Here is a 23,918-nt window from a genome sequence, read left to right on the forward strand (position 1 = left end):
TAGAAATCAAAAAAGAATACGCCACCTAACAATGTGTATGAAGTTCATTGCGAGCAAAAGCTCACAACGCCATATACACGGGCCCCTTGTCGGTCATAAAAAATAAAGAAGATGAAAGAAATATTACTAGTCTTTATCCTAACAATATCATTGATTTCTTGTACGGAGAATAAGAAAAACGAGCCAGAGGTGTTTGACAAACAAGCTGAGTCAGCAAAAATTCTGAAATCGATTGAAAATTGGAATTCTGGATGGGAAACAAAAAATGTTGAACTGGCGATAAAGGATTATTCGGAAAAGACAGATTGGACAAATGCCTTCGGTGCTAGAGTTCAATCAAAAGAAGAATTACAAGAACTTCTGGAAGAAATATTCGCTATGGATTTTGTTATGGAAGGAAAAGATAGTTACAAAAACGAAGCTGTTGAATTTCTTAGTAATGAAATTGCGCTGCTACGCTCAATAAATATAAGAACGGGACAAAAATGGAGTGATGGAAGCTTAATGGAAGACAGACACATACATCACCTAAGAGTATTTCAAAAAATAGGAAACGAATGGCAAATAATAAGCCATATGATTAATCAAGCTAATGAAAAAGATTAAAAAACAAACCGACAACAATCCGTATTGTGCTCATAGCTGAGGTTTGGCGTTATCGCTTAAGAGAATAAAAACATATGTTATTGCTTTCGACTGTTCATACTTTACTCAACTTGGTAGGATACGAGATGTCTGCAATGTATAGGCTGAAAACAGGTTTATTCTGGATGGGATTTGCATTGATGATAATCCATATCTTTAATAGAATAAGAGGGACAGATAAAAAGGGTATTAAAAAAGCAATGATATCCATTATTGTTACCATTGGGATTATTCTTTCAATATCATGGGCGGAGTATCTTGTTAACGCTTACTAATGAGAAATTTAAACCGATAACATCAGCTACACCCCAGCCGGCAGCTAAAGCAGTCGTCCGAAGTCTAGCTACCCTTTAGCGGAGGGAAAAATATAAGCCCCTATTTTTTTACGTCTAAAATTGGAGTTGATAAACAGAAATTTCCTCCTATTACATTTAACTATAGAAGAAGATTAGAGATTTCACTCCAACCATTTACTCTTTCATGTTTATGTCCATTTTCATTAAAATTATGTGGTTGTGTAAATAAAATGGTTCTTCCTTCAAAAACATCTAGATTCTTAAAATGATCATCGATCATTATATCTCCTTGAATAACTCTTTTTGATCCACATAAAACGATTTGTTGCCATGAAATGAAAGGAAAATGTTCTTCAAGCCAGTAATATTTTTCGCCGAGACTATTTGGGAATTGGGTAGCTGAAGACACAATAAATATTTCAAACTTTTTGCCCAACTTTTCTAATACCTCGACTGCTCCTGGTATTACCGGGGAATTTCTAAAAAAACCTTTCATCAGAAGGTGTTTTCGACTATTTGGAAATGCTTCCACTTCTGATATTCCCCAAGTATCCTGTAGATCAATCTTGTTTCCTGTCTCTTGCAACTCTTCCTTTATATACTGAGAATAAATATCAGCCAATACACCGTCCATATCTACAATTAGTCTTTTTTTAGTCTTCATCATTGATTCATTCAATTGTGAAAATTTTTTATGTAAAATGTCAAATAAATAATTGCCTCATACTTCATTTTGACGGGATGGTTCCTTTAACTTGAAAATGAGAATTGTCAAAGTGAGCACCAGCGTTATCGAATTGCATATAATTAGAGGGAAAAGCTCATAAAGTAAGCCATAGACTAACCAGCTGGAAATACCTATTACCATAACCACATACATGGGCAATGAAATGGCCTTCGTATCACGAGTTCTCACGATCATTATCACCTGTGGCAAAAAACTCGAGGTGGTTAAAAATGCAGCAATGTTTCCTATCCAAAACCCAAAATCCATATTAAGCTTTAATTATTAGTTAAACATATCAACCAAACTTATGGGCTGCATTCATCTTTGGCATCCACTTTATTGATGAAATTCTCCTCTTTTTTAGCGTATTTGTACTGAGTTAGTTAAAAAAGTATATCACTTGAGAATTGAGGCAGAAAATATTGTTAAAAATATTGGTAGCTCCCTATCCGTTGGGAAATACGGAATTTCGGATTTAGCCAAAATTAGGGGATTGCATTGGCATCCTGAATTTGAATTGATCTATATATCAGGCGGTTCTGGGAAAAGGTTTATCAACGGACATGTAAGTCATTACGAGCAAGGGGACTTAGTTTTCCTTGGGCCAAACATTCCACATGCTGGCTTCAAAGATTGTGTTCTACAAGGCTATTTTCAAGTTGTAGTTCAATTTGGAAATCTATTTGGCGGAGAATTTCTTGAGAATGTTGAGCTATCTCCATTGAGACGATTGTTGAAAAATGCGAAAGGAGGTATCGTGTTTTCTGATAAGGTAAAAAAGGAATTAGCTGAACCATTTAAGAATTTAATCTCCCTTTCGAACTTTGAGCGTTTTTTTTCATTTCTACATATCTTGAAAGTGCTCTCGAAAGATGAGTATACCAGTTTGAATTACAACCAGACTCATATTATTAAAGAACCCAGGGAGCGGATTCGGTTTGAAAAAATCCTTAGCTATATAAAAACCCATCACAATGGACGACCTCAACTAGATGAGCTTGCTCAGCTAGTTAATATGCATCCATCTTCTTTATGTAGATTCTTAAAACTGAATTCATCGAAAACGTTTATTGAGCTAGTTAATGACTTTAGAATTCAAAAATCGTGTACATTACTAATAGAAAGCGATTTAACAATAACACAAATTGCCTTTGAGTCGGGCTTTCGTACCCTTTCTTTTTATAACAAAAAATTCAATGAACTCATGAAAATGAGTCCAAGTCAATATAGAAAGTTATACCATGTTTGAATGGAAACTTTCTTAGCTAAAATTAAATTAAGGTGAAATCCTCCGATAACATCAGCTACACCCCAGCCGGCAGCTAAAGCAGTCGTCCGAAGTCTAGCTAACCCTCAGCAGCAATAAAAAAAGAACCATGAAAAGGTATTATCTATTATTAATCTTATGCTCCTTTTCTTTAACCTTATTCGGACAGCCTGGAGAACATCAGGAAATTGATAACCTATTTGTGGAATGGGAAAACGATCAATCTCCCGGTGCTGCAATAGGAATAATTAAAGAAGGGAAATTGATCTATTCCAAGGCTTATGGAATAGCTAACCTTGATTATGGAATTCCAATTACTAATGATTCGAAATTTTACATTGCTTCTACTTCCAAACAATTCACAGCAGCATGTATAGCTTTATTATCTATTGAAGGGAAAATTGGATTAGACGATAATATCAGAGAGTACCTTCCTGAAATACCTGATTATGGAAAAGAAATAACAATCAGGCACTTAGTCCATCATACAAGTGGTTTGAGGGATTATTTAGTTTTGATGTACCTGGCAGGAGAATCATTTGAGGACTACTTTTCAATTAGGGATGGGATCAAAAAACTGGAGAAGCAAAAAGCCTTAAATTTCTCTCCCGGAGAAAAGTATCAATATTCAAATTCTGGCTACATCCTATTGGCTGAGATTGTAAACCGAACGAGTGGTATGACAATAAGGCAATATGCTGAAAAGAATATTTTTCAGGTACTCGGAATGACGAATACATTTTTTAACGATGATCATAAAGAAATCACGAAGAATCGGGTAATCAGCTACCAATCTCAAGCTGATGGCACTTACAAGAGATTTCTACAAAATTTTGATGCGCTTGGCGATGGCAATCTATTAACTACAGTTAATGACTTGTTTTTATGGGATCAGAATTTTTATAACAAAACCCTTGGTGGAAAGGAACTCGAAGATATCATGCTCACACCGGGAGTTTTAAATAATGGAGACACGCTTGACTATGCATTTGGCTTGATCCATGGAGAATATAAAGGATTAAAAACCATCTCTCATAGTGGCGGTATGCTGGGCTTTAGCACGCAATTTGTTCGCTTTCCGAAACTAGGTTTTTCAGTAATTGTTCTTGCAAATCGACTCGATGCAAACGCAAGTCATAAGGCTTTTCAAATAGCAGATATTCTTCTCGAAGATAAATTTGTAGACCAATCAGAAAAGAAAGAAACTAAGGGAAACATTCCCAATACAAAAAACACCAAAAAGAATATAGACCATTCTAAGCTCAAACTGGAGGATTATATTGGGAGATTTTATTCTGAAGAACTAGACACCAGTTACCTGTTAATTCTAGAGGAAGAAAAATTAAAACTACAAATTGCAGATTATCCTGCTCGAGAATTGACAATTCATGGTGTTGATTCTTTTACTATTGATTTAGGATTAATTCGTTTCATTAGGTCAAAGGGAGTAATAACAGCTTTTGAACTTGATGCTATCGGAGAAACAAATTTGAAATTTGAAAAGGAATAATCGCTGCTAATAGAGTAAAGGCCTACAGGCTGCATGGCCGTTAATATCTGAATACAGAATTTTAACTGACAAATTGCTATGAAAGTAATCCTAACAGGCTCTACCGGAATGGTAGGTAAAGGTGTTTTATTAGAATGTCTGGATGATAATAGGCTAGATCAAGTGCTTTTGATCAATCGGTCTCCGATAAATATTAATCACCCTAAAATAAAGGAGATTCTACACAATGACTTCACTGATTTCAGCTCAATACAGCATGAATTTCAAGGCTTTGATGCCTGTTATCATTGCATGGGAGTGTCTTCTGTAGGAATAAGTGAGGAGGCTTATTATAAGTTAACATATACAATTACGGAAGCTTTGGTGGATACAGTTTACAAAGCCAATCCTGAAATGATTTTTATGTATGTTTCAGGGGAAGGAACGGATAGCACGGAGAAAAGCAGCAGCAGGTGGGCTCGGATAAAAGGCAAAACTGAAAACATGATTTTCAACAAAGCTTTTAAGGATGCCTATGCTTTTCGACCAGGAGCAATTCTACCTGAACGTGGAGTTAAATCAAAAACTAAACTATACAACGCAATATATGTCCTCACCCGCCCCATCTTTCCCCTATTGAAGAAAATGAAATCGGTTACCTCTACCATAAACATTGGTAAAGCCATGCTTCATTTAATTGATCATCCCCAAGACTTGAAACATCTTGAAGGAAAAGATATTAATCGGCTGGCGAATAATTAGATAGAAATCATGAAACTGATAATTCTACTCCTTACTCTTATCTCCATTTCTGAAATAGCCTATGGCCAGAAGGATACTTTTGATATAAATCAAAGGGCATCATATATGTGCACTAGACCTTTAATATTAGATTCTACCAAAACCAGTTTAACATCCAGGAAAGTATTCTTCCTTTTTGACCTTGAAAACAGTTCTACGAATTTAAGGTCTCAGGGAATTCAGCGAGTAGATTATCCTGCTGCTTATATTATGGCTTATCTTGTTAATACTTCAGATTCAACTTTTATAGCAGAAAGGCAAGATAGAAGTTTGATTATGATTCAAGAAGCCCTTGATGAAAAAAAGAATTGGGAACCCATTGAATATTGGTCCCCAAGTAGTTGCGGACTTAGTTACCAGAACCCTTTATTATTAGAATCTGGAAAATATGTAATGGTACCCATTAAGAAATATTCTGGAAGTTTTAGGACAAGGATTAGGTTGAAATTTAAATATGGGGATGAAGTCTTATACTCTGATTCATTCGAAGGCTCAGTTAATAAAGCTCAATTCAAGAAAATAACTGATGAATTCAATTTACCCGTGAGCTATTTGAATAAAAAGTAAAACTTCTCATGACAGCTGCCTACTCGACCATCCACACTAGCAAGAGATTATTCCCTTGGCTCTCGATTAGCATCCAACAATAGGCCCAATCTACTTATATTGAAAGCACTTTATTACAACATTAATGATGCAGCCAATCATTTCATCAAAAATTAGAATGCTCCGATATTCATACTGTTAAAGAAGTGAGTCAAATTTATTCCTTCCATTACGCTTTGCTGTCCAACAAGAAAGTTTGGAACTTGGCGTTTCTTCAAAAAAAAAGATCGAAAATAAAAATATAGCACAAAAATGAAAAACACCTTTATCTCCATGGGTTTACTGCTAATGTCCTTCCTATGCTTATCCTGTAGCAAGAATATAGTAAAGGATTTCAGATTCGAAGAGACAGCATATTATCATCTTCATCAACTCAATGATTTTGAAGCTAAGGTGAAAATGTTAATTCAGGATAAAAATACTTATGATCAGTATTTTAAACATCCTCCCAGCCTTGTAAGCCATGATTTACCCAATAGAACCAACAACCCTAATTATTGGTCTAGAAAAGATGATCTTTTAGGATCTGGAATCCTTAAGATTAATTTTGGGATAATAAGTAGTCCAGAATATGATTCAGACACGATTATTCATCAAATGACATCCATTGCGTTTGAGAAAATGGATTTTGAGGTAGGAGATTACTGGCTTCCTGTAGGCATCCAAGATGAGGTAACTCTCCCATTAGACATTAGCCAAACCTCCCATATCAATTGGAAATCCAAACTAGAAGAGAACAGGGACTTAGTCACGAATTTGAACCTATCAAATAATATAAATTTTGTTCCTAATAAGCCCTTAAGTAATTATCATTTAAATACCCTGCACGGAATTTATCACTCAAGTTTTGCCTTGAGTATTCCCCTTGCAAGCTTAACAATCAAATCGAAAGACGGCACTATTTCATTCTACAGAAACCTTAACTCCTTTGGGGACCAAATAGAGGAATTTGACTTGGAAAAAGCATCTATCAAAAAAAGAGACCTTAATAATTACGGTCGTAAAAACCAGAGATATAATAACTTGGAATATTTTGTCTATTGGGAATGGGAGGAAATATAGCTGATCGGTAAAAAAATACTATGACACAAGTCTTCGGCTAAAGTTTTTGACCATCGCATAGCCGAAGTCTTAAGTATATTGATGATTCACAATTAGATTTTGTAGCAAAAAAATGCCAACTAAATATGGGGCAGAATAAAAAATATGAATATGTGGAACTTAAAAGCATAGAAGAGCTTCCTTCCAAATATTGGGATATCAATGTTAAGGATTATATCACAACGATTGCCTTTGAGGAGGTTAAAGACGAATCAGATATAGCAAAACAGGAAGAATCAATCACCACTTTTATAAAGGGATTGCCTCAAAAAATCCGATTAATCTTTACAGTATATGACTTAGATACAGAAGTTCATAATGGAACATATGAACAATACTTCAGCAACTTCAGTGGAAATTACAAAGATGTAATCCTAAGCGATTTAGAATACCTTGGAGCTGAAGAAATAGCAATAATAACCGATAAAGCTATTAAAGGATATCAGAGTTTTGAATCAAAAGGGTTTCCTGAAGACGAATATGAAGATTTTATTCGATCAGTTACAGATGAATTTTATAAAGCTTATGAAGGAGAATCCCTTCATGAATTGTCCGTAGAGTTTATTCGAGAAAATATTGAATATTTTAAACATTTAGATCTATAAAGAACTCCTAGCCAAACCTATCTACCAAGCCATCCCCCACTCTATTCCTGCCGATCAGATGATTGATCCTTGCACCCCTTAACATGGAGCTTTTTTCACCTGCCTAAAAGCCTATAATAGCTATTCAAAGAAGACCTCAAAATCCATTTCTTTGAACTAATCGTCCTTATAGCTGGATTACTCCTCCCCTATATTTGCATATATAAACGAAAGAAATTATGCAATAATAAAATTCAGAAAAGCATCTTTGCGAAGAATGCTGTGGGTGTTTTTTATATCCCACTTACCATGGCAAAGATTATGCTCCTGACATGCCCATTTCAGCTGTATCAAGCAGGGCATGATAGAAGCTATCCTCAAAAAAACGACTCAATACAATTCAAATAATTCATCATGAAAAAGATAGTATTCACTTTAACATTAATTCCGATTTTTATGATTCAATCACAAGCTCAGACCAGCGACCTACAACTCATTGAAAAAACGATCAATCATTATTTCGATGGCATGATCAATCACAATGCTAGTTCTATTGAAAAAGCCTTTCATCCAGGCGCTAGCATGAAATGGATGGCGGAGAAATACATGGATGTTAATGCTGTTGAAGCATTGAGTGATTATGTAAATTCCAATGATCCTGTCAAAACCAAGACCCGTATTACTAGCATTAATATCGTGGGTGATGCTGCCAATGCTCAATTAGAGTTGGAGTATGAAAGCTTTTATTTTATTGATTTCATGCACCTAATGAAAATTGAAGGAGAATGGAAAATTGTTAGCAAAACCTACACGACCGTACAAAAGGACTTTTAAATTTCAATGCCTAAGAGTCGACAAGTGGTGTTCTCCAGGAATCTTATTGAATAATTTATAGATTCATTGAATTTTCTTCCCGATTCCTTCCTTGGCAAATAAGGACTTATTAGGCTCGAAACCCCAGGAATTACTGCCCATCTTTGTTCAGTCGAAAAAAATCAATTTGCATGTATTTTTACCTTTCAGACTGGATGAATTAGCATAATTCTGCATTTTCGATCCACGCTAAATGTCCTTTTAATAGAAAAATAAAGTATGTTCGACAGAAATTTATCCCTGGCTGTCAAGAGCAAGGTATAGGTAGACAGAAAAACCTGAAATAAGAATAAATGAAAGCTATTATATATCTCCTGGTAGCAGCTGTTTTCTGGGGAATCAATTTTCATTTCGCTAAAATCATGCTGAGTGAAGTTAGGTTCATAGAAGCTGCTGCCTGGAGGTATATTTTTGGTGTCCTTCCTTTATTTTTTCTTGCCTATAAACAATTGCCTTCCTGGACCGCCATTCGAGAAAATTTAAAAGGCATCCTTTTGATAGGGATAGTCTGTTTGTTTGGATTTAATATCTTCTTTTTTATTGGCTTAAAATATAGCTCCGCCATTAATGGTTCTTTAATTATTAGCACGGCTCCCATGTTAACGATCCTTTTCTCCAGCAGTATGCTAAAAACACCTCTGGAAAGAAAACACATCATCGGTACAGTCATTTCTCTTTTCGGCGTTCTTTACCTTATTCTAAAAGGAAATCTACTCCATTTTACCCAACTGAATTTTAGTATTAGTGATATATTACTGTTAGTAGCAAGTACCCTTTTTGCCTTACAAAATGTATGGATAAAAAAATATGGAGCTGCTATCTCTAACATCAATTTTACCCTGCTGACCAATTTTCTCTGTTTGCTTAGTTTTTTGATAGTCTTACCTTTTGTAGGAATGGAAGAGGTAAGTACTTATTCTATTTCTTTTTGGTTTTCCGCTATAGGTATTGGATTCTTTGGAACGGCAGTAGCTTATTATTTTTGGAATGAAGGAATTAAGATATCCAGTGCCAATCAAGCAGGGATTATGCTAAATGTAGTGCCTCTGTCTACAGCTATTTTTTCCATTATCTTAGGGGAGGAATTATTTATGTACCACCTGATAAGTGGCTTGCTTATCCTTGTTGGGGTAATCGTGATAAGACGACAGTAAGTTCGTCCTTCCTGAAACATTTCCTGCAGAAGCTGGAAATCCTTTCATTTCACCAACATCAGCCAGCAAATTCCTGGAAGTAAAAGAGAACTATCCAAACGAAAATACTATCATGAACCTTAAACCAAGCTATGAGCTGCCTTCCCTTCAGGAAATGAACTGGCGAAAGAAGAAGCTTCTCTCCATGATGAAAGAGGCAGGTCTGGATGCCTTTGTTATCACTGACCCGGACAATGTGTTTTGGTTAACGAACTTCGCGAATTATGTACATGAACGCCCGTTTATTTTAATCTTGTCAAAGGAAGGCAAACTCCGCTTTCTTGTCCCAAAATTGGAAGTTTTACATGTAAAACGTCGTGCTATAGGAGAGCTTGAATTGCCCACCTATGAAGAATTCCCTTTTCCAAAAGCCCAGAGTTGGGATACTGTTTTTAAGCAAGAGACTGAGCATTTTTCCAGGATTGGAGTAGAAGCTATTGCGCCACAATTTGTGATTGAGAAGCTGGGAGAGAGAATCTATGCCTGTGAATTTCTGGAAGAAGCTCGATATGTAAAATCCGAATTCGAAGTCAGCCGCATCCTCTATTCCTCCAGAGTTGTGACTCAGGCCATGAATAAACTATTGAAAATAGCTAAGCCCGGAATGTCTGCCATCAAAAGTAGTTCCAGGATTTCAAAACTTATTTCTCTCCAGATGCTAGCTGACAATCCTCAGGCAAATGTTCTGGCTACCAAGATTGGAGTTATCGTCCAGTCTCCCAATGTGTCCGACGATCCCCACAATTTTACCAATCTCTTTGATATGGATATGCAATATGGAGGTCCACATGTCGCTGTGATCAATAGTATTTTGAATGGCTATGGGACTGAAGTAGAGCGTACTTTCTTTCTGGGCGAAGTTCCCAAAGATGCAGAACGCCCTTATCAAGTAATGATGGAAGCTCGTCAATTAGCCTTAGAATTATGCAAACCTGGAGCTGATATGCATGAGGTAGATGTGAAGGTCAAGGAACATTTCACCCAAAAAGGCTATGGTAATAATGTGATACATCGCAGCGGACACAGTATTGGCGTAACAGGGCATGAAGGACCTTTCTTAGCCGAGGGATTTCATTATGAAATGAAAGAAAATATGTTTTTTACCGTAGAACCAGGTATTTATATAGAAGGTATTGGAGGATTTCGACATTCAGATACAATTGTGATTACAGCTGAGGGGAATAAAAGTCTGACACCGGTGAAAGATAGCCTAAAAGACATGACCCTTTCTGCCTATAAACTAAACCTTTCGCTATCTGCTAAAAACAAACAAAAGTTAATGGTTCTGGCCAATCGCTATTTCGGGCTGAATGTCCACTAGATTTATGGATGCCCGCATTTTAAGGATAAGAAGCTGTTGACTGAAAAACTCATTTATATAGAGGAAAACAGACCATGAGAATATACTGGATAGAGGAACTCAATCAAGGGATGATCGGAATCATGGCTCGGCCCAGAGGAAATGACTGGCTTGAAATAGAAATTCAGAAGCTGTCTCTGGAAAAGATAGATTGGGTGATATCCTTATTAGAGAAGCCGGAAATAAGTGAACTGGAGCTTGAGCAGGAGGGCGAACTTTGCAAAAAATATGGCATGAGTTTCTTAAACTTTCCTATAAAAGATCGCTCGATTCCTCAAGACAATCATGCATTCATATCATTGATAGAGTCTATCTGTCATTCATTGGAACAAGGAAACAAAATAGTGGTGCATTGTAGAATGGGAATAGGAAGGGCCTCTTTGGTAGCAGCAGGGGTCATGCTAAAGACTGGAGTTCAGCCAAGCCAAATTTTTGAACGGATAAGCAGCTACAGAAAATTGGAAGTCCCGGATACTAAAGAACAAGTGGATTGGTTCAGCGAAATAGCGGAAGATCTTTAGTATAGGCTATATCCCCGTCCGCATATAAATGCGAAGAATAAATTTCCCTTCAAATTTGTACTTTACCATCAGTACGCTCAATCCTTATCATGCATTATGGAGATCCACAGACTACAATTTTCAATAGATGTTAAGGCAGAGAAAAGCAGGATTTGGAATGCCCTCTGGGAAGATAGCGCCTATCGTGCCTGGGCTGGAGTATTTTCGGAAGGTGCTTATGCAGTTTCAGATAATTGGAAAGTAGGCAGCACGGTGATGTTTCTGGGCCCAGATCAAAGTGGGATATACAGCATCATTGAAAATCACATCCCGAATAAACACATTCAATTTAAACATATCGGGAACGTGCTAAAGGGAGAACATCAAGCCCCGGATGAGGAAAGCAAAAAATGGTCAGGAGCCACCGAAAGTTATTCCTTGATTGAAGGAGAAGAGAGCATTAAGCTTCTTGTCGAAATAGATATCATGGAAGAGCATTTGGACTTTATGGAAACTCGCTTTCCCAAAGCCCTGGAAAAAATCAAGAATCGAGCACTTGAGCAGCTATAAAATGCATCCCCCCTACTTGATCCTGATGGTCTGACTATTAGCGGTTAATCCGCATAAGGTATAGTTCTTGGGGGTTCGCAACTTCTGGTGTATTTTAGCTGCCAAAAGCTGAAAAATGAAAAAAGTAATCACCCCTTCCCTATCAGGAATCTCTCTTCTGGCTTTTCTGTTGTTTTTTGCGAGCTGTTCCAAAACGAGCAGCGAGTCTAATAAAGAAGAAGCTCCTGACACCCTTTATGCAAGCGATGTTATTCCATTTTTCGATCATTGGAATTTGATTTTGGGGGATGGCTCGAATGCTGGTCAGGCAATCAATTTTGAGCAGAAAGATTTCTTTTATACCGAAACGGAAGGAGAAACGGATTGGGTGGTGTATAAAGCTCCCAATGCAGGAGATACTCATGGAACCTCAAACAATACAAGAACTGAATTGGCTCAACTGAAAAAATGGTCTCCCCTAACAGATGCCAAATTGAGTGCGACCCTCAAAGTCATGAATGTATCCAGTTCTGGCGATGCTCGGGTTGCAGCTTCCTACTCAGTCGTCATAGGCCAGATCCACAGTGCCGATGGACATGAGAACGAACCCCTTAAAATATTTTACAAGAAATTCCCGGGCCATAGCAAAGGTTCGGTTTTCTGGCATTACGAAATCAATACCGCCGGGGATGATAATTCCAAAAGATGGGACTTCTCTTCGGCTGTCTGGGGCCATGATTTTTCTGTGGTAGGTACAGAAGAGGATAGCTATCCGGAAGAACCTGAAGATGGCATTGAATTAGGAGAAGAATTGAGCTATGAAATCGAGGTCAAAGAAGGTATCATGTACCTCACATTTAGCAGCGATGGGCATGAAAGCAAACGCTTTACGAAAAACCTGATCGAATCAGAATATACGAGCCCTGAGGACATTCCCGAGCAAACCCAGGCCCTATTTGTTCCCATTGGCCAGGATGGAGTAGAGCGAGCAAATGCTTATGCAGATGAGGGCCTTTTCTTTAAGCTTGGATCTTACAATCAAACCAATGGAAAATCTCCTGAAGTGAACAGGAATTGGTGTTCCGGAGCCGATACCTTTGACGGAAATATCAACAAGCAATATGAAACGGGAAACTATGCGGAAGTTTGGGTTAAAAAAGCCAGCATTTATGTAAGTGAAAATGCTATCTCAAACGAAGGCTATTTCCTTAAAAATGACTAGGTCCCTATTGTTTTCTCTTTTACTCCTAAACCTACTCAAGGCTCTAAAACACAAGATTAATGATCATTGCGATTACAGGTGCATCGGGAGTAGGAAAAACGAGCATCCTGGAAGACGTATCAAAGCAATTATCAGCGGATAGCCGGATAAAGGTATTCCATTTTGACGATATGGGCTTGCCCAATTGGGAGGAACTGGAGGATATCCAAAAGTGGCAGGAAGAGGCAACGATCGACTGGATAAATAAGCTTGTAAAAACTGCCAGAGAAGAAAAACTGCATATTCTCTTTGAAGGCTCTACCGATATGAAACATTTCATCAAGGGCTTTCACCAAAATAGCTACACAGATTACAAAATACTCTTGTTTGATTGTAGTCAGGAGGTTATGAAAAGTCGCTTAATAAAACGAGGGCATGCAGAACTATATCAAGCTGATATGATTGGATGGTTGAAGTACCTGAGGAAAGAAGCGATTTCAAAGGATATCCAAATCCTAAAAACGGATGAGTCCTCGATAAGAGATATTGGGCAGAAGATCATAGAAATACTGAACGAATGTAAAGATGACAGAACAGGACGATAATATCGCTTGTAAACGATGCGGCAGTAAGATGAGCGGGGAATTTTGTTCCGACTGTGGGAATGCCAGAACATTAAGAAGAATAGATGGCGCATACCTTCTATCTGAAATTGCCAGTGTTTTTAATTTCGATAAAGGCATTCTACTCAGCATACGGGAATTGCTCTTAAGACCCGGAAAGAACATTCAAACATTTATTCTGGAAGACAGAGCCCGTCTGGTCAAACCCATTGTTTTCATCATTGTATGTTCCTTAACCTATACCCTCTTTCAACAATTATTGGGCTTTGAGGATGGGTATATCAATTATTCATTCGATGGAGATGACACCAGCTCTCTAATATTTGAGTGGATATCAAAAAACTATGGCTATGCCAATATTCTGATCTCCATCTTTATCGCTTTTTGGATCAAGGTCTTATTCCGAAAGGATAACTACAATTTTTTTGAAATCCTGATTCTCCTCTGCTTTTTAATTGGAATGAGCATGTTGATCTTTTCCTTTTTTGGAATACTAGCTAGCCTAACGGGTCTAAGTTTGATAGACAAAGGCTCTTTAATTGGACTGCTGTACATTGCATGGGGGATCGGACAGTTTTTCAGTGGAAATAAAATTAAAAACAGCCTGAAAGGCCTTTTGACTTATATACTGGGTTTACTGACTTTTACGCTCAGCTTGATAATACTGGGGAAGCTGGTCGATGGGATAATTGCATAAGCCTTTCCCCCAACAGCTATCAGTAATCTAAAAAGTCCGTAGGCTTATTATACTACTCAAAAAGCTCCTCCTCCTCTGCATTTCTTCTTTTCTCCTCCATTTGCATGGAAAAATTAGCCTAAGCAAAGAAGAGACAAAGACAATTTTTAACACAGTTTTTATCCCTATTACCCTTAATTGAAATAAATCCTTGTAAATTCCTGCTTAATATGGAATCTTAAAGAAAGTTTAGTCCTTTAAGTAGCACGCCTCAAAGTGCCATCCCAAAACTAGTATTAATACACAACTCATGAAAAATCTACTTATTCTATTCGTCCTATCTTTTCTAGGCATCCAGCTTTCCGCCCAAACATTCGAACTCCCCAAAAAATACAAACTCGAATCTAAAAGTGATTATGGTAAATATGAACAAGAGGTGATTAATGCCGTTGACTGGCTCATCAATACGCCTATCAATTTGGATAAAGAAAAACGTACGGAAGTAAACGCTTTTTTACTAAAATGGCTGACTGGAAGCCCTTCTGTTTCAATCGGAATTGATCCCAATATTGTCACATTTACAGATTGTGGAGATTGCCTTATGATCTTTATGGGAGGATGGGCAAAATATGTCCTGGAGACAAAAGACAATACGGATAAAGTAAAAGCAAACCTGGCAGGACTGGAAAGCGTCATTACTTTTTATCAAAAACAAAAAGCAGAACTAGGAGATAATAAAGCGGTCGAAAAGTATATCAAGCTAAAAGGGAAAGACAAGCTCCATAAATTTGTGGAGTCGAAAATATAGGAGGAAGCATGGGGGAAAATATGTATCCTATTATCCGGCTGTATTGGTTCGACTTTGCATTCTCGGTTCTAGTATTTTCCTTCTTAACTCATGTCTAGAGTTTGGGCTTATTGATCCGCATCATCAAGGCTTTTTTATAGGTTTGTCCGATGGGTACCAAATGTTCCCCAATGGAAATTCTATTGCCTTCTATGGTTTTTATCTTTTTGAGGGGAACGATAAAAGATTTGTGAACCCGCAAAAAATCCTCTCTTGGAAATAAAGCTTCCAAAGAGGAGATTTTCTCATGACTCACAATCATTTCTTCTCGCAGATAAATCTTGCAATAATTCCCATAAGCTTCGACAAATAAGACATCCTCAAAACTCAGCTGATGAATTTTCTTATCACCTTTGAGGAAGAAATGAGTATCATTTTTTGGGGAAGCCTCTCTCTCCAGTTTAGGCATACTCTCCCCTATCGTCTTATGTATAGCTTTTAAAAAACGGGGAAGGGAAAAGGGCTTTAATAAATAATCCGAAATGTTTAATTCATACCCTTCCAGGGCAAATTCTTTATGTGCTGAGGTTACGATGGTTAAAGGAGGATGCTGCATTGATTTCAAAAAATCAAAACCGGATAGTTTTGGCATATTGATGTCCAGAAAAATCAGATCTACCGGCTTTTGACTTAGTAATTCCATTGCCTCAAATGCATTATAACAATTGCCCACTTTTTGCAAATAGGGCAAATCCTGGCAATAGCCTTCTATGATGCGATGGGCAATGGGTTCGTCGTCTATGATACAATATCTGGTCACGATAAATTGATTTTTAGGTCTACGCGATAAAGCGGAGCTTCATTTTCAATATTCAATTGATAGCGTTTGGGATATAGGTGTTCCAATCGTTTCTGCAGATTTTCAAGCCCGATTCCTGCAGGCTTTTTCTCTGTATCTCCTTCAAAATTATTCTCTATTACAAAACTGATCTCTTTGTCCCTCGCACTTAGCTTGATTCGCACAAAAGCATCTTCCGTCATTCCTTCTACTCCATGCTTAAAAGCATTCTCAAGTAGATTGATAAATAGCAAAGGGGCAATCAAATAGTCTTCCACTATCTCTTGTTTGAATTCAATATTCACCCTTTTTTGATAGCGAATTTTGTGCAGATCAATGTAATTTTCTAGATAATTCACCTCATCAGCCAGAGAAACAAACTCTTCTCTTCCATCATAAATGGTGTAGCGCATCATTTCGGATAATTTCAACACTACCTGTGGGGCTTGCTCCGACTTTTCGACCACCAGACCATACAGATTATTCAGGGTATTGAAAAAGAAGTGTGGGTTGATCTGGCTTTTCAGTAAGGCTAATTCAGCTTGCCCCTTTTCTGCCTGCAGATTTTTAAACCAGCGCCACTGCTCATATCCCCACAAAGCCGCAAATACAGGGATAGGAATCAACATGAAATTGAGGAAATTCTGGTGGTGCTCCTCTACATAATTGGGCATCATCCGGAAGATGAAGAAATAGGATAAGACGATTCCATATACCGATAGAATAGCTATTCTATACTTTTTGAAAAACTGAGGCAGGATAAGTGATGCAATCCCTAACCAAAAAAGGATGATCAGGGGAATGGTGACGGGATTGAAAGGTTCCAATACAGAGTCTAGCAAACCGCCTATCAGCAGGAAAGAAAAGATCCCCAGGACTTTGTAAACCGAAAACTTTTGGATCAAAAAAGAAATGCTGAACCAACAAAGGATCAGGGCGAGGATATTTATGAAAAGGAAAACAGCTGGAGATACATAGCTCGGCTCAAAAAGTATAAATCTAGTCCTACTCAGCATAAGAACCAGGCCTAAGGAGATTCCTCCTCCAATCAACATAGCCTTATAGTACTTTTGAAAAAAGGCATTCATCCTTCAAAAATACGCTTCCTCTTCTCTATCCACAATCTTTTTGACAAAGCAGGGAGTTTTGATGTCAAACAGCTTCAATCCTTTACCGAAGCCCTTTTGAGGCTCTTTGCTGCTTGTCTATTCCCTTTTCACTTTCATACATCAAAAAAATTATATCTACTTTCAATAAAGCTCCAGCTTTGATCCAAATCAATTACGCTTATTTGGTATTAACTTGAATACCTATAGAAATGAAGAACCCAATGAATGCCTCCAAAACTAGTATCTCCTGGATTTCAATCGTTTTAATCGCCCTATTTGCCTTTTGGGGCTTAAGTGGACAAAAACCTTCAGAAAACTTTCTGGATTCTGATGATCCTGATGATTTCTCCTTAGAAAATGTACAGGAACATCTGGAGGTCATTGCAGAAGACATTCATTTTGTCGGAACGCCCTATCACAGGGAAGTTCAGGCTTATTTGATGGAGGAATTACGATCTCTGGGACTCAATCCTCAGCTTCAACAGGATCATGTTTTTCGGCTAAACGAGAGGATCACTACGGGAACGCAGATAGAAAATATTGTTGCAGAAATAAAAGGGAGTGGGACGGGTAAAGCACTCATGTTGATGGCCCATTATGATTCCGGACTTCCCAATTCTTATGGAGCCAGTGATGACGGATCAGGATTAGCCACTATCCTGGAAGCTGTACGGGTTTTCCTGGCGAAAAATGAGCAGCCCAAAAACGATATCATTATCCTTTTTTCAGATGCTGAGGAAATAGGCCTGATGGGAGCGCGGGCTTTTATCGAAAAGAATCCCTTGGCAGAAAAAGTAGGCCTGGTCCTGAATTTTGAAGCCAGAGGAAGTGGGGGCCCCAGTTATATGCTGATGGAGACCAATGGTAAAAATGGAAAGTTACTGGAGGAATTCATGAAGGCAAATCCTGCTTATCCAAGCTGCAATTCTTTGGCCTATAGTGTCTATAAATTGCTCCCCAATGATACAGACCTTACCCCATTGCGAGAAATTGCCAATATCAGTGGATTCAATTTCGCCTATTTAGATGATCACTTTGATTATCATACGGCTCAGGATACACCCGAACGCCTGGATCCTTCTACTTTGGTGCATCAGGCAGATTATCTGATGTCAAGCCTCAATTATTTTGCTTTTTCAGACTTAGATAATTTTGAACATACGGATGACAAGATTTTTGTAAATCTGCCCTTTATAAAACTCCTGCAATACCCATTTTCCTGGAACATCCCTCTCCTGCTCCTCGCATTTTTACTGACGATAGGCCTGATTTATTTTGGGGTCAAAAAGGAAAAGATCAACCTCAAACATGGGCTCAAGGGCTTAATTCCCTTCTTGCTAAGTCTTCTCATCAATTGTCTCCTTACTTTCGGACTATGGCAGTTGATTTTGTTGATCCATCCCACTTATAAGGACATCTTATCCGGCTATACCTATAATGGCTATTATTATCAGGCAGCCTTCATGGCGCTTAATTGCTGGCTTTCCTTTGTGATTTATAAAAAGTGGATGGCTAACTATCAGGCGGAAGATCTCCTTATTGGCCCCCTCATTATGTGGCTGATCCTCAATTTGGCCATATTAGTAGGTCTACCAGGAGGGGCATTTCTTATCCTACCCCTATTCTTCGCCCTTGGCATCCTGGCGATAGGAGTTTTTAGCGACTTATCATCAAAGGTAAAGCAGATTATTTATAGCCTCCTTTCTCTCCCTTTGTTATATATACTTGTCCCTCTTATTAAATTACTGCCAGTTGCGCTAGGATTAACAATGATGGCTTTGGGTAGCTTTTTCCTCATTGCCCTATTCGGATTATTAACTCCTATTTTCTCTCTGGGCAATCAGCTAAAGTATCTGAAATATGGATTTGGGGGAATAGCGCTCCTCCTCTTCATCATCGCCAGTTCGATGAGTGGATTCAATGAGGATAGGAGAAAACCCAATAGCATAAGCTTCTTTTATAATGCTGACAATGAACTCTCTTATTGGGGCAGCCTAAATGAAAAGTCCGATCCGTTTTTAGCACAGTTTTTTGGAGAGGAAGCCCAGCAAGGAAACCTGCCAGAAGAACTGGGCTTTAGACTCCCTTATATCAATACATTCGAAAAAACGGAGAATCGGGACATAAAAACGGCACAAATTACCTTACACCAGGACAGCCTTCGCGATGGGAATCGCTTTGTCGAATTCAGCCTATCGCCCCAAAGAGCCCTTAACGCTATGGCCCTCATTGCGAAAGATAGTATTGAAATCAAGGAGATGCGAATAAATGGAAGCCTGGTCTCATCCGCTGATTATGAGGGTTCAGCATTTAGTCGGAAAAAAGGTCAATACCTGATGAACTATTGCATGCCCAATTCAGAAAAGGAGCTTCGCATAAGCATCCTCATGGAAAATGTACCCCTCTCTTTCTATTTGCGAGAGTTATCCTATGATTTACTCGAAAATGAAGCCTTTGATATTGAAGCCAGAGCCGATTATATGATGCCGATGCAATTTATTGGAGATGGATTGTTCTCGATAAAGACCTTTGAGATTTAGGGTCCGGGGGATTGCTTCTTTTTTCCTTGCAAAATGGAGTGCGACACAACTATAACTATAATTATAGTTGTATAATTATAAAGATAGTTGTAGTATTGTTGCATGCAAAAGCTGACCAAAGCAGAAGAACAAGTCATGCGCGTCCTTTGGAGGCTTGAAAAAGCCTACCTCAAAGATGTGGTTGATGACTTTCCCGCACCCAAGCCAGCCTACACCACCATTTCAACTGTGATGCGGGTCCTGGTTAAAAAAGAATTCATCGGATACAAAAGCTATGGCAAGGTCAATGAATATTATCCCCTACTTTCCAAGGAGAAGTATTTCGGTATTCAACTCAAAGGCATGATTAAGAATTTCTTTGATGGGTCAAACCGAAAGTTCACCTCCTTCTTTACAGAAAATCAGGACCTGGACCTTAAGGAACTGGAGGAGATGAAGCAATTGTTGGAACACAAAATTGATGAACTAAAGAAGAAAAATGAGTGAGTTGCTGATATATCTCGGGAAGGTCAGCCTCATCAGTAGTCTGCTTTGCCTGACTTATTACTTCTTCCACCGGAAACTGAGCTTCCATGTGCTCAATCGCATCCTTTTGCTTGCAATCATTCCCTTTTCTCTTCTCCTTCCCTTTATCCAGCTGGACATAGAACAGACTGCCGAACTAAGGATATTGCAAGTCTCCTCTGGCGAGGAAATAAAGGTTCTGGATAGTAAGGGAGCAGAAATTCAATTACCCACTCCTGGCTATGGTATAGGTTTTTACCTGGAATTGATATACTATCTGGGATTGCTAATAAGTATAGGGAGAATTTTGCTGGCAGGGGTAAATATCTTTCGACAAATCAAAACCGCAACTCCCAGAAAATGGGAAAAATACCGCCTCATAAGAGTAAGTACCCATTCGGTCTATTCCTTCTATGCATGGATCTTCCTTCCCCAAAATTTTGATCTGCATAAAAACAAAGACATTCTGAAACATGAGGCTGCTCACTTAGAACTCAAACACAGCTATGACCTATTGATTACTGAGTTCTTCCTGGCCTTTTGTTGGTTCAATCCTTTTGCCTACCTCTTCCGTCAGATGTTGAAATCCCTGCATGAGTTTCAGGCGGATGAAGCGGTACTTTCCACCAACATCAAAAAATCTGCCTATTTGGGTGTTTTACTCAGTAATAGCCTGGAGTCTTTTGAAGGGAGATTAAGCAGCAGTTTTCAGACGTATAGCATGAAAGCCCGGATTGAAATGATCAGCAAACGAAAAGACAGCTTGATTCATAGCAGCAGATACCTTTTTCTCCTGCCCCTTATCCTTCTCCTACTCCTCGCTTTTGCCAAAAATCAAAAATCGAAGTCCTTTCTTTTCCCCATACAAAGCGGTCTATATCAGAAAATAGTTGCTCCTTTTGGGGCTCGGCTCAAAGATCCATTTACCCATACATACAGGCAGCATCAGGGAATAGATATCCTGGCAGCATTTCAAACTCCTATTAGAGCCAGCGCTTCGGGCACAGTAATTCGAGCAGATCACGATAAGAGTTGGGGGAATATCGTCATCATGGATCATGGTGATGGCTACGAGAGTCGATATGCCCATATGTCCGATATAAAAGTGGAAGTAGGAGAAGAAATACAGACAGGTGAAATCATCGGACATCTAGGCTCAAGTGGTCTCTCTCCGAATCCTCATTTGCACTATGAAGTAAGAAAAGAAGGTCGGGGAATACATCCCTGAAAACAAGAATAAATTCCTGATCACTAAGGCGTATTAAGAAAAGGATTTTCTAGAAAGCAGCTTGATTCTGTCAAATGCTTTACAGGAAAGCTATGCTATTTTTTCACCCTTAATTCTCAATTTTTATTCTATGAAAAGCATTACGCTCAGCATTACAATTATCGCAGGGAGTCTTCTATTCTTTGCCTGTAGTTCCGTCAAAGAAGCCAAGGCTCAATCTCAGGAAGCAAGCAGCTACCTATCTGATTATACCGCTTCCTTTCTTTCTCATAAAGAAGGAAAATTGGCCCTGATGCATGCAAAACTCATAGATGGGACAGGAAGTCCAGCCCAGGAAGATCAGACCGTACTCATCGATCAGGGAAGAATCCTGAAAGTAGGCCCCAGTCAGGAAGTCAGTATTCCTCCCGGCTTCAAACAGCTGGATCTGAAAAACAAGACCCTTATCCCCGGATTTGTAGGCACCCATAACCATATGCGTATGCATCGGTCTGCTTTACTGTCGAGTTCTCCCCGCCTCTACCTGGCCTGCGGCGTAACTACGATTCAAACCTGCGGTACAGGCAATGCCCGGGAAGAAATCGCAATCGCCCAATCGATCCGTAAAGGCGAACAAGCCGGACCAGAGATCATCAATTCTGCGCCTTATTTCACGGGTCCTGCAGGAAAGCCCCATTTCATTCGTTTTACTGATGAAAAGATGGTTCGAGATACGATTAGATACTGGGCGGATCAGGGGGTAAAATGGCTAAAAGTCTATCGGCATACCCGGCCCCAGGATTTAGCCGTAATTGTAGATGAGGCACATAAGCTTGGACTTAAAGTAGCGGGTCATCTTTGCGCGACCACTTATACTGAAGCCGCAGAAATAGGGATAGATGCCATTGAACATGGGTTTATCGAAAGCTATGATCATGCAGAGGGAAGAGAAGCAGGAATTTGTGGAGACAATAGAGATTTTCGGGACCTGGTGGATGTCGAAAGTGAAGAAGTAAAAGCCGTTCAGCAGAAAATGATCAGACATGGAGTAGCTTTAAGCAGTACCCTCTCCTTATTTGAAGCCCTGGGACCAAATGCTGAAGCTGATCCCCGTGAATTGGCCGTTTTGTCTGCAGGCTTTTTGGAAGTTTATCAGAACCGACAAAAAAGAAAAAAAGCACAGGGCAGCGATTGGTGGTTTAAGGAAGCCTGGTTTGAGAAATGCCTGCAATACGATATTCAATATTACAGAATGGGTGGTCTATTGGTCTCTGGCTCTGATCCTGAAGCCCATATATTGCCCGGATTTGGGGACCAAAAAAATTATGAAATATTTATAAGGGCAGGTTTGCAAGCAGAGGAAGCTTTACAGATTATGTGTTTGAATGGAGCAAAATTGCTCGAAAGGGAAGACCTGGGAAGTATAGAAGAAGGGAAGGTCGCAGATATACAGCTAATTGATGGAGATCTGGAGAAAAATCCTCGCCTGATCCGAAAACTTGAGATGGTCATTCGAAAAGGAATGGCTTATGATCCGGAGAAGCTTCTCAACTCTCTCAAAGGGAGTCTGGGTTCCGAGACCGATGATCAGATGACATATTTGGGTCAGAAAGCGCCCGGAAATCAGCCGGAATTATTCGCCCCTCACCTCATCTCCAAAACCGACAGACATGAGTTCGGTTGTTATATCTCCAAAGACGGAAAGGAATTCTTCTTTGCCGTAGATGCAGGCGAAAGAAATGAAATCTATCATACCCGATGGAAAAATGCTGTTTGGACTCCTGCTGAGAAGCTTTTTCCCGACAGTCTTTACAGCTATAATGACCCTCTCCTAAATCATGAGGAAAATCGACTCTATTTCATTTCCAATCGTCCCTTGCCCGGATCAAAAGAAGCGAAAGACATAGATATCTGGTATGTGGAAAGACAAGGGAATTCCTGGTCAGAAGCTATAAATGTAGGAGCCCCCATCAATAGTCCCCTGAATGAGTACTATATCTCATTTTCGAAAGAAGGTCATATGTACTTTGCCTCCCGTTCCCCGGAAGCAGATGCCCCTCAATATGCCTATGATATCTATCGTGCTGCCTTCGATGGCTCCCATTATTCCAAAGCCGAAAAACTCCCGGCAGAAATCAATACCCCTAGATACGAAGCAGATCCATTTATCGCTCCGGATGAATCCTATCTGATCTTTGGCTCGGCCAGAAGAGGAGGCTATGGACAGGGAGATTTGTACATAAGTTTTAAGGATAAAAACGGAAATTGGACCCAGGCTCAAAATATGGGAGACAAGATCAATACCGAACTACATGAGCTTTGTCCCATCATCAGCCCAGACGGTAAATACCTCTTCTTTACCAGCAATCAGGACATCTATTGGGTGAGTACGGAAATCCTAAAAAGCTATAAACAGGGAGAAGAAGAATAATTAGGACCTGT

The 23,918-nt window shown here is 39.0% G+C and carries 24 protein-coding genes; 20 read left to right on the forward strand and 4 right to left on the reverse strand.

What is annotated here, in order from left to right; all coding sequences use genetic code 11:
• Positions 1-111 precede the first annotated feature (111 nt).
• Complete coding sequence (locus R8P61_37125) at positions 112-606, forward strand: DUF4440 domain-containing protein (protein MDW3652761.1); 495 nt, start codon at positions 112-114, stop codon at positions 604-606.
• 474 nt (positions 607-1,080) lie between these two features.
• On the opposite strand, the gene R8P61_37130 is transcribed toward R8P61_37125, so the two are convergent.
• Both R8P61_37130 and R8P61_37135 read right to left on the reverse strand, forming a co-directional pair.
• Positions 1,081-1,608, reverse strand: a complete 528-nt coding sequence (locus tag R8P61_37130; GenBank protein ID MDW3652762.1) for a 5'(3')-deoxyribonucleotidase — start codon at positions 1,606-1,608, stop codon at positions 1,081-1,083.
• 54 nt (positions 1,609-1,662) lie between these two features.
• A complete protein-coding gene (locus R8P61_37135; protein ID MDW3652763.1) occupies positions 1,663-1,935 on the reverse strand; it encodes a SemiSWEET transporter in 273 nt (90 codons plus the stop codon).
• Positions 1,936-2,068: 133 nt separating this feature from the next.
• Here R8P61_37135 and R8P61_37140 point away from each other — a divergent pair, with 133 nt between their 5' ends.
• The 15 genes from R8P61_37140 (at position 2,069) to R8P61_37210 (ending at position 15,299) form a co-directional block, all read left to right on the forward strand.
• Complete coding sequence (locus tag R8P61_37140) at positions 2,069-2,917, forward strand: AraC family transcriptional regulator (GenBank protein MDW3652764.1); 849 nt, start codon at positions 2,069-2,071, stop codon at positions 2,915-2,917.
• A gap of 127 nt (positions 2,918-3,044) precedes the next feature.
• A complete protein-coding gene (locus R8P61_37145) occupies positions 3,045-4,445 on the forward strand; it encodes a serine hydrolase domain-containing protein (protein ID MDW3652765.1) in 1,401 nt (466 codons plus the stop codon).
• Between the two features lie 78 nt (positions 4,446-4,523).
• Positions 4,524-5,186: an NAD-dependent epimerase/dehydratase family protein gene (locus R8P61_37150; GenBank protein ID MDW3652766.1), complete on the forward strand. Its 663-nt coding sequence runs from the start codon at positions 4,524-4,526 to the stop codon at positions 5,184-5,186.
• Between the two features lie 9 nt (positions 5,187-5,195).
• Positions 5,196-5,792, forward strand: a complete 597-nt coding sequence (locus R8P61_37155) for a hypothetical protein (GenBank protein ID MDW3652767.1) — start codon at positions 5,196-5,198, stop codon at positions 5,790-5,792.
• 291 nt (positions 5,793-6,083) lie between these two features.
• Positions 6,084-6,893: a hypothetical protein gene (locus R8P61_37160; protein MDW3652768.1), complete on the forward strand. Its 810-nt coding sequence runs from the start codon at positions 6,084-6,086 to the stop codon at positions 6,891-6,893.
• A gap of 125 nt (positions 6,894-7,018) precedes the next feature.
• A complete protein-coding gene (locus R8P61_37165; protein MDW3652769.1) occupies positions 7,019-7,537 on the forward strand; it encodes a DUF4375 domain-containing protein in 519 nt (172 codons plus the stop codon).
• Positions 7,538-7,972: 435 nt separating this feature from the next.
• On the forward strand, positions 7,973-8,350 hold the full coding sequence (locus R8P61_37170) for a nuclear transport factor 2 family protein (GenBank protein ID MDW3652770.1): 378 nt from the start codon (positions 7,973-7,975) through the stop codon (positions 8,348-8,350).
• Positions 8,351-8,682: 332 nt separating this feature from the next.
• A complete protein-coding gene (locus tag R8P61_37175) occupies positions 8,683-9,543 on the forward strand; it encodes a DMT family transporter (GenBank protein ID MDW3652771.1) in 861 nt (286 codons plus the stop codon).
• Between the two features lie 112 nt (positions 9,544-9,655).
• Complete coding sequence (locus R8P61_37180) at positions 9,656-10,903, forward strand: Xaa-Pro peptidase family protein (GenBank protein ID MDW3652772.1); 1,248 nt, start codon at positions 9,656-9,658, stop codon at positions 10,901-10,903.
• Positions 10,904-10,977: 74 nt separating this feature from the next.
• Positions 10,978-11,463, forward strand: a complete 486-nt coding sequence (locus tag R8P61_37185) for a protein-tyrosine phosphatase family protein (GenBank protein MDW3652773.1) — start codon at positions 10,978-10,980, stop codon at positions 11,461-11,463.
• 96 nt (positions 11,464-11,559) lie between these two features.
• Positions 11,560-12,012 (forward strand): hypothetical protein, encoded by a 453-nt coding sequence (locus R8P61_37190; GenBank protein ID MDW3652774.1) that lies wholly within the window; start codon positions 11,560-11,562, stop codon positions 12,010-12,012.
• A 115-nt stretch (positions 12,013-12,127) separates the two neighbouring features.
• Complete coding sequence (locus R8P61_37195) at positions 12,128-13,213, forward strand: polysaccharide lyase family 7 protein (GenBank protein ID MDW3652775.1); 1,086 nt, start codon at positions 12,128-12,130, stop codon at positions 13,211-13,213.
• 59 nt (positions 13,214-13,272) lie between these two features.
• Positions 13,273-13,797 carry an AAA family ATPase gene (locus R8P61_37200; GenBank protein MDW3652776.1) on the forward strand — a complete coding sequence of 175 codons (525 nt, stop codon included), beginning with the start codon at positions 13,273-13,275 and terminating at the stop codon, positions 13,795-13,797.
• Positions 13,778-14,512 carry a DUF3667 domain-containing protein gene (locus R8P61_37205; protein MDW3652777.1) on the forward strand — a complete coding sequence of 245 codons (735 nt, stop codon included), beginning with the start codon at positions 13,778-13,780 and terminating at the stop codon, positions 14,510-14,512. The genes R8P61_37200 and R8P61_37205 overlap by 20 nt, the downstream gene beginning before the upstream one ends.
• Before the next feature lie 289 nt (positions 14,513-14,801).
• Positions 14,802-15,299, forward strand: coding sequence for a hypothetical protein (locus tag R8P61_37210; GenBank protein ID MDW3652778.1), 498 nt, complete (start codon positions 14,802-14,804; stop codon positions 15,297-15,299).
• Between the two features lie 94 nt (positions 15,300-15,393).
• Here the strand turns inward: R8P61_37210 and R8P61_37215 are convergent, their stop codons facing one another.
• Both R8P61_37215 and R8P61_37220 read right to left on the reverse strand, forming a co-directional pair.
• Positions 15,394-16,098, reverse strand: a complete 705-nt coding sequence (locus R8P61_37215) for a LytTR family DNA-binding domain-containing protein (protein ID MDW3652779.1) — start codon at positions 16,096-16,098, stop codon at positions 15,394-15,396.
• A complete protein-coding gene (locus R8P61_37220) occupies positions 16,095-17,204 on the reverse strand; it encodes a histidine kinase (protein MDW3652780.1) in 1,110 nt (369 codons plus the stop codon). The genes R8P61_37215 and R8P61_37220 overlap by 4 nt, the downstream gene beginning before the upstream one ends.
• Before the next feature lie 230 nt (positions 17,205-17,434).
• Between R8P61_37220 and R8P61_37225 the strand changes: the two genes are divergently transcribed.
• The 4 genes from R8P61_37225 to R8P61_37240 all read left to right on the forward strand — a co-directional run bounded on the left by R8P61_37225 (position 17,435) and on the right by R8P61_37240 (position 23,907).
• Positions 17,435-19,765 (forward strand): M20/M25/M40 family metallo-hydrolase, encoded by a 2,331-nt coding sequence (locus tag R8P61_37225; GenBank protein MDW3652781.1) that lies wholly within the window; start codon positions 17,435-17,437, stop codon positions 19,763-19,765.
• 102 nt (positions 19,766-19,867) lie between these two features.
• On the forward strand, positions 19,868-20,251 hold the full coding sequence (locus R8P61_37230) for a BlaI/MecI/CopY family transcriptional regulator (protein MDW3652782.1): 384 nt from the start codon (positions 19,868-19,870) through the stop codon (positions 20,249-20,251).
• A complete protein-coding gene (locus tag R8P61_37235; GenBank protein MDW3652783.1) occupies positions 20,244-21,497 on the forward strand; it encodes a peptidoglycan DD-metalloendopeptidase family protein in 1,254 nt (417 codons plus the stop codon). Before R8P61_37230 ends, R8P61_37235 begins: the two co-directional genes overlap by 8 nt.
• A 130-nt stretch (positions 21,498-21,627) precedes the next feature.
• Complete coding sequence (locus tag R8P61_37240; GenBank protein MDW3652784.1) at positions 21,628-23,907, forward strand: amidohydrolase family protein; 2,280 nt, start codon at positions 21,628-21,630, stop codon at positions 23,905-23,907.
• Positions 23,908-23,918 lie beyond the last annotated feature (11 nt).

It is taken from the genome of Bacteroidia bacterium (assembly GCA_033391075.1).
Taxonomy (GTDB): domain Bacteria; phylum Bacteroidota; class Bacteroidia; order J057; family J057; genus JAWPMV01.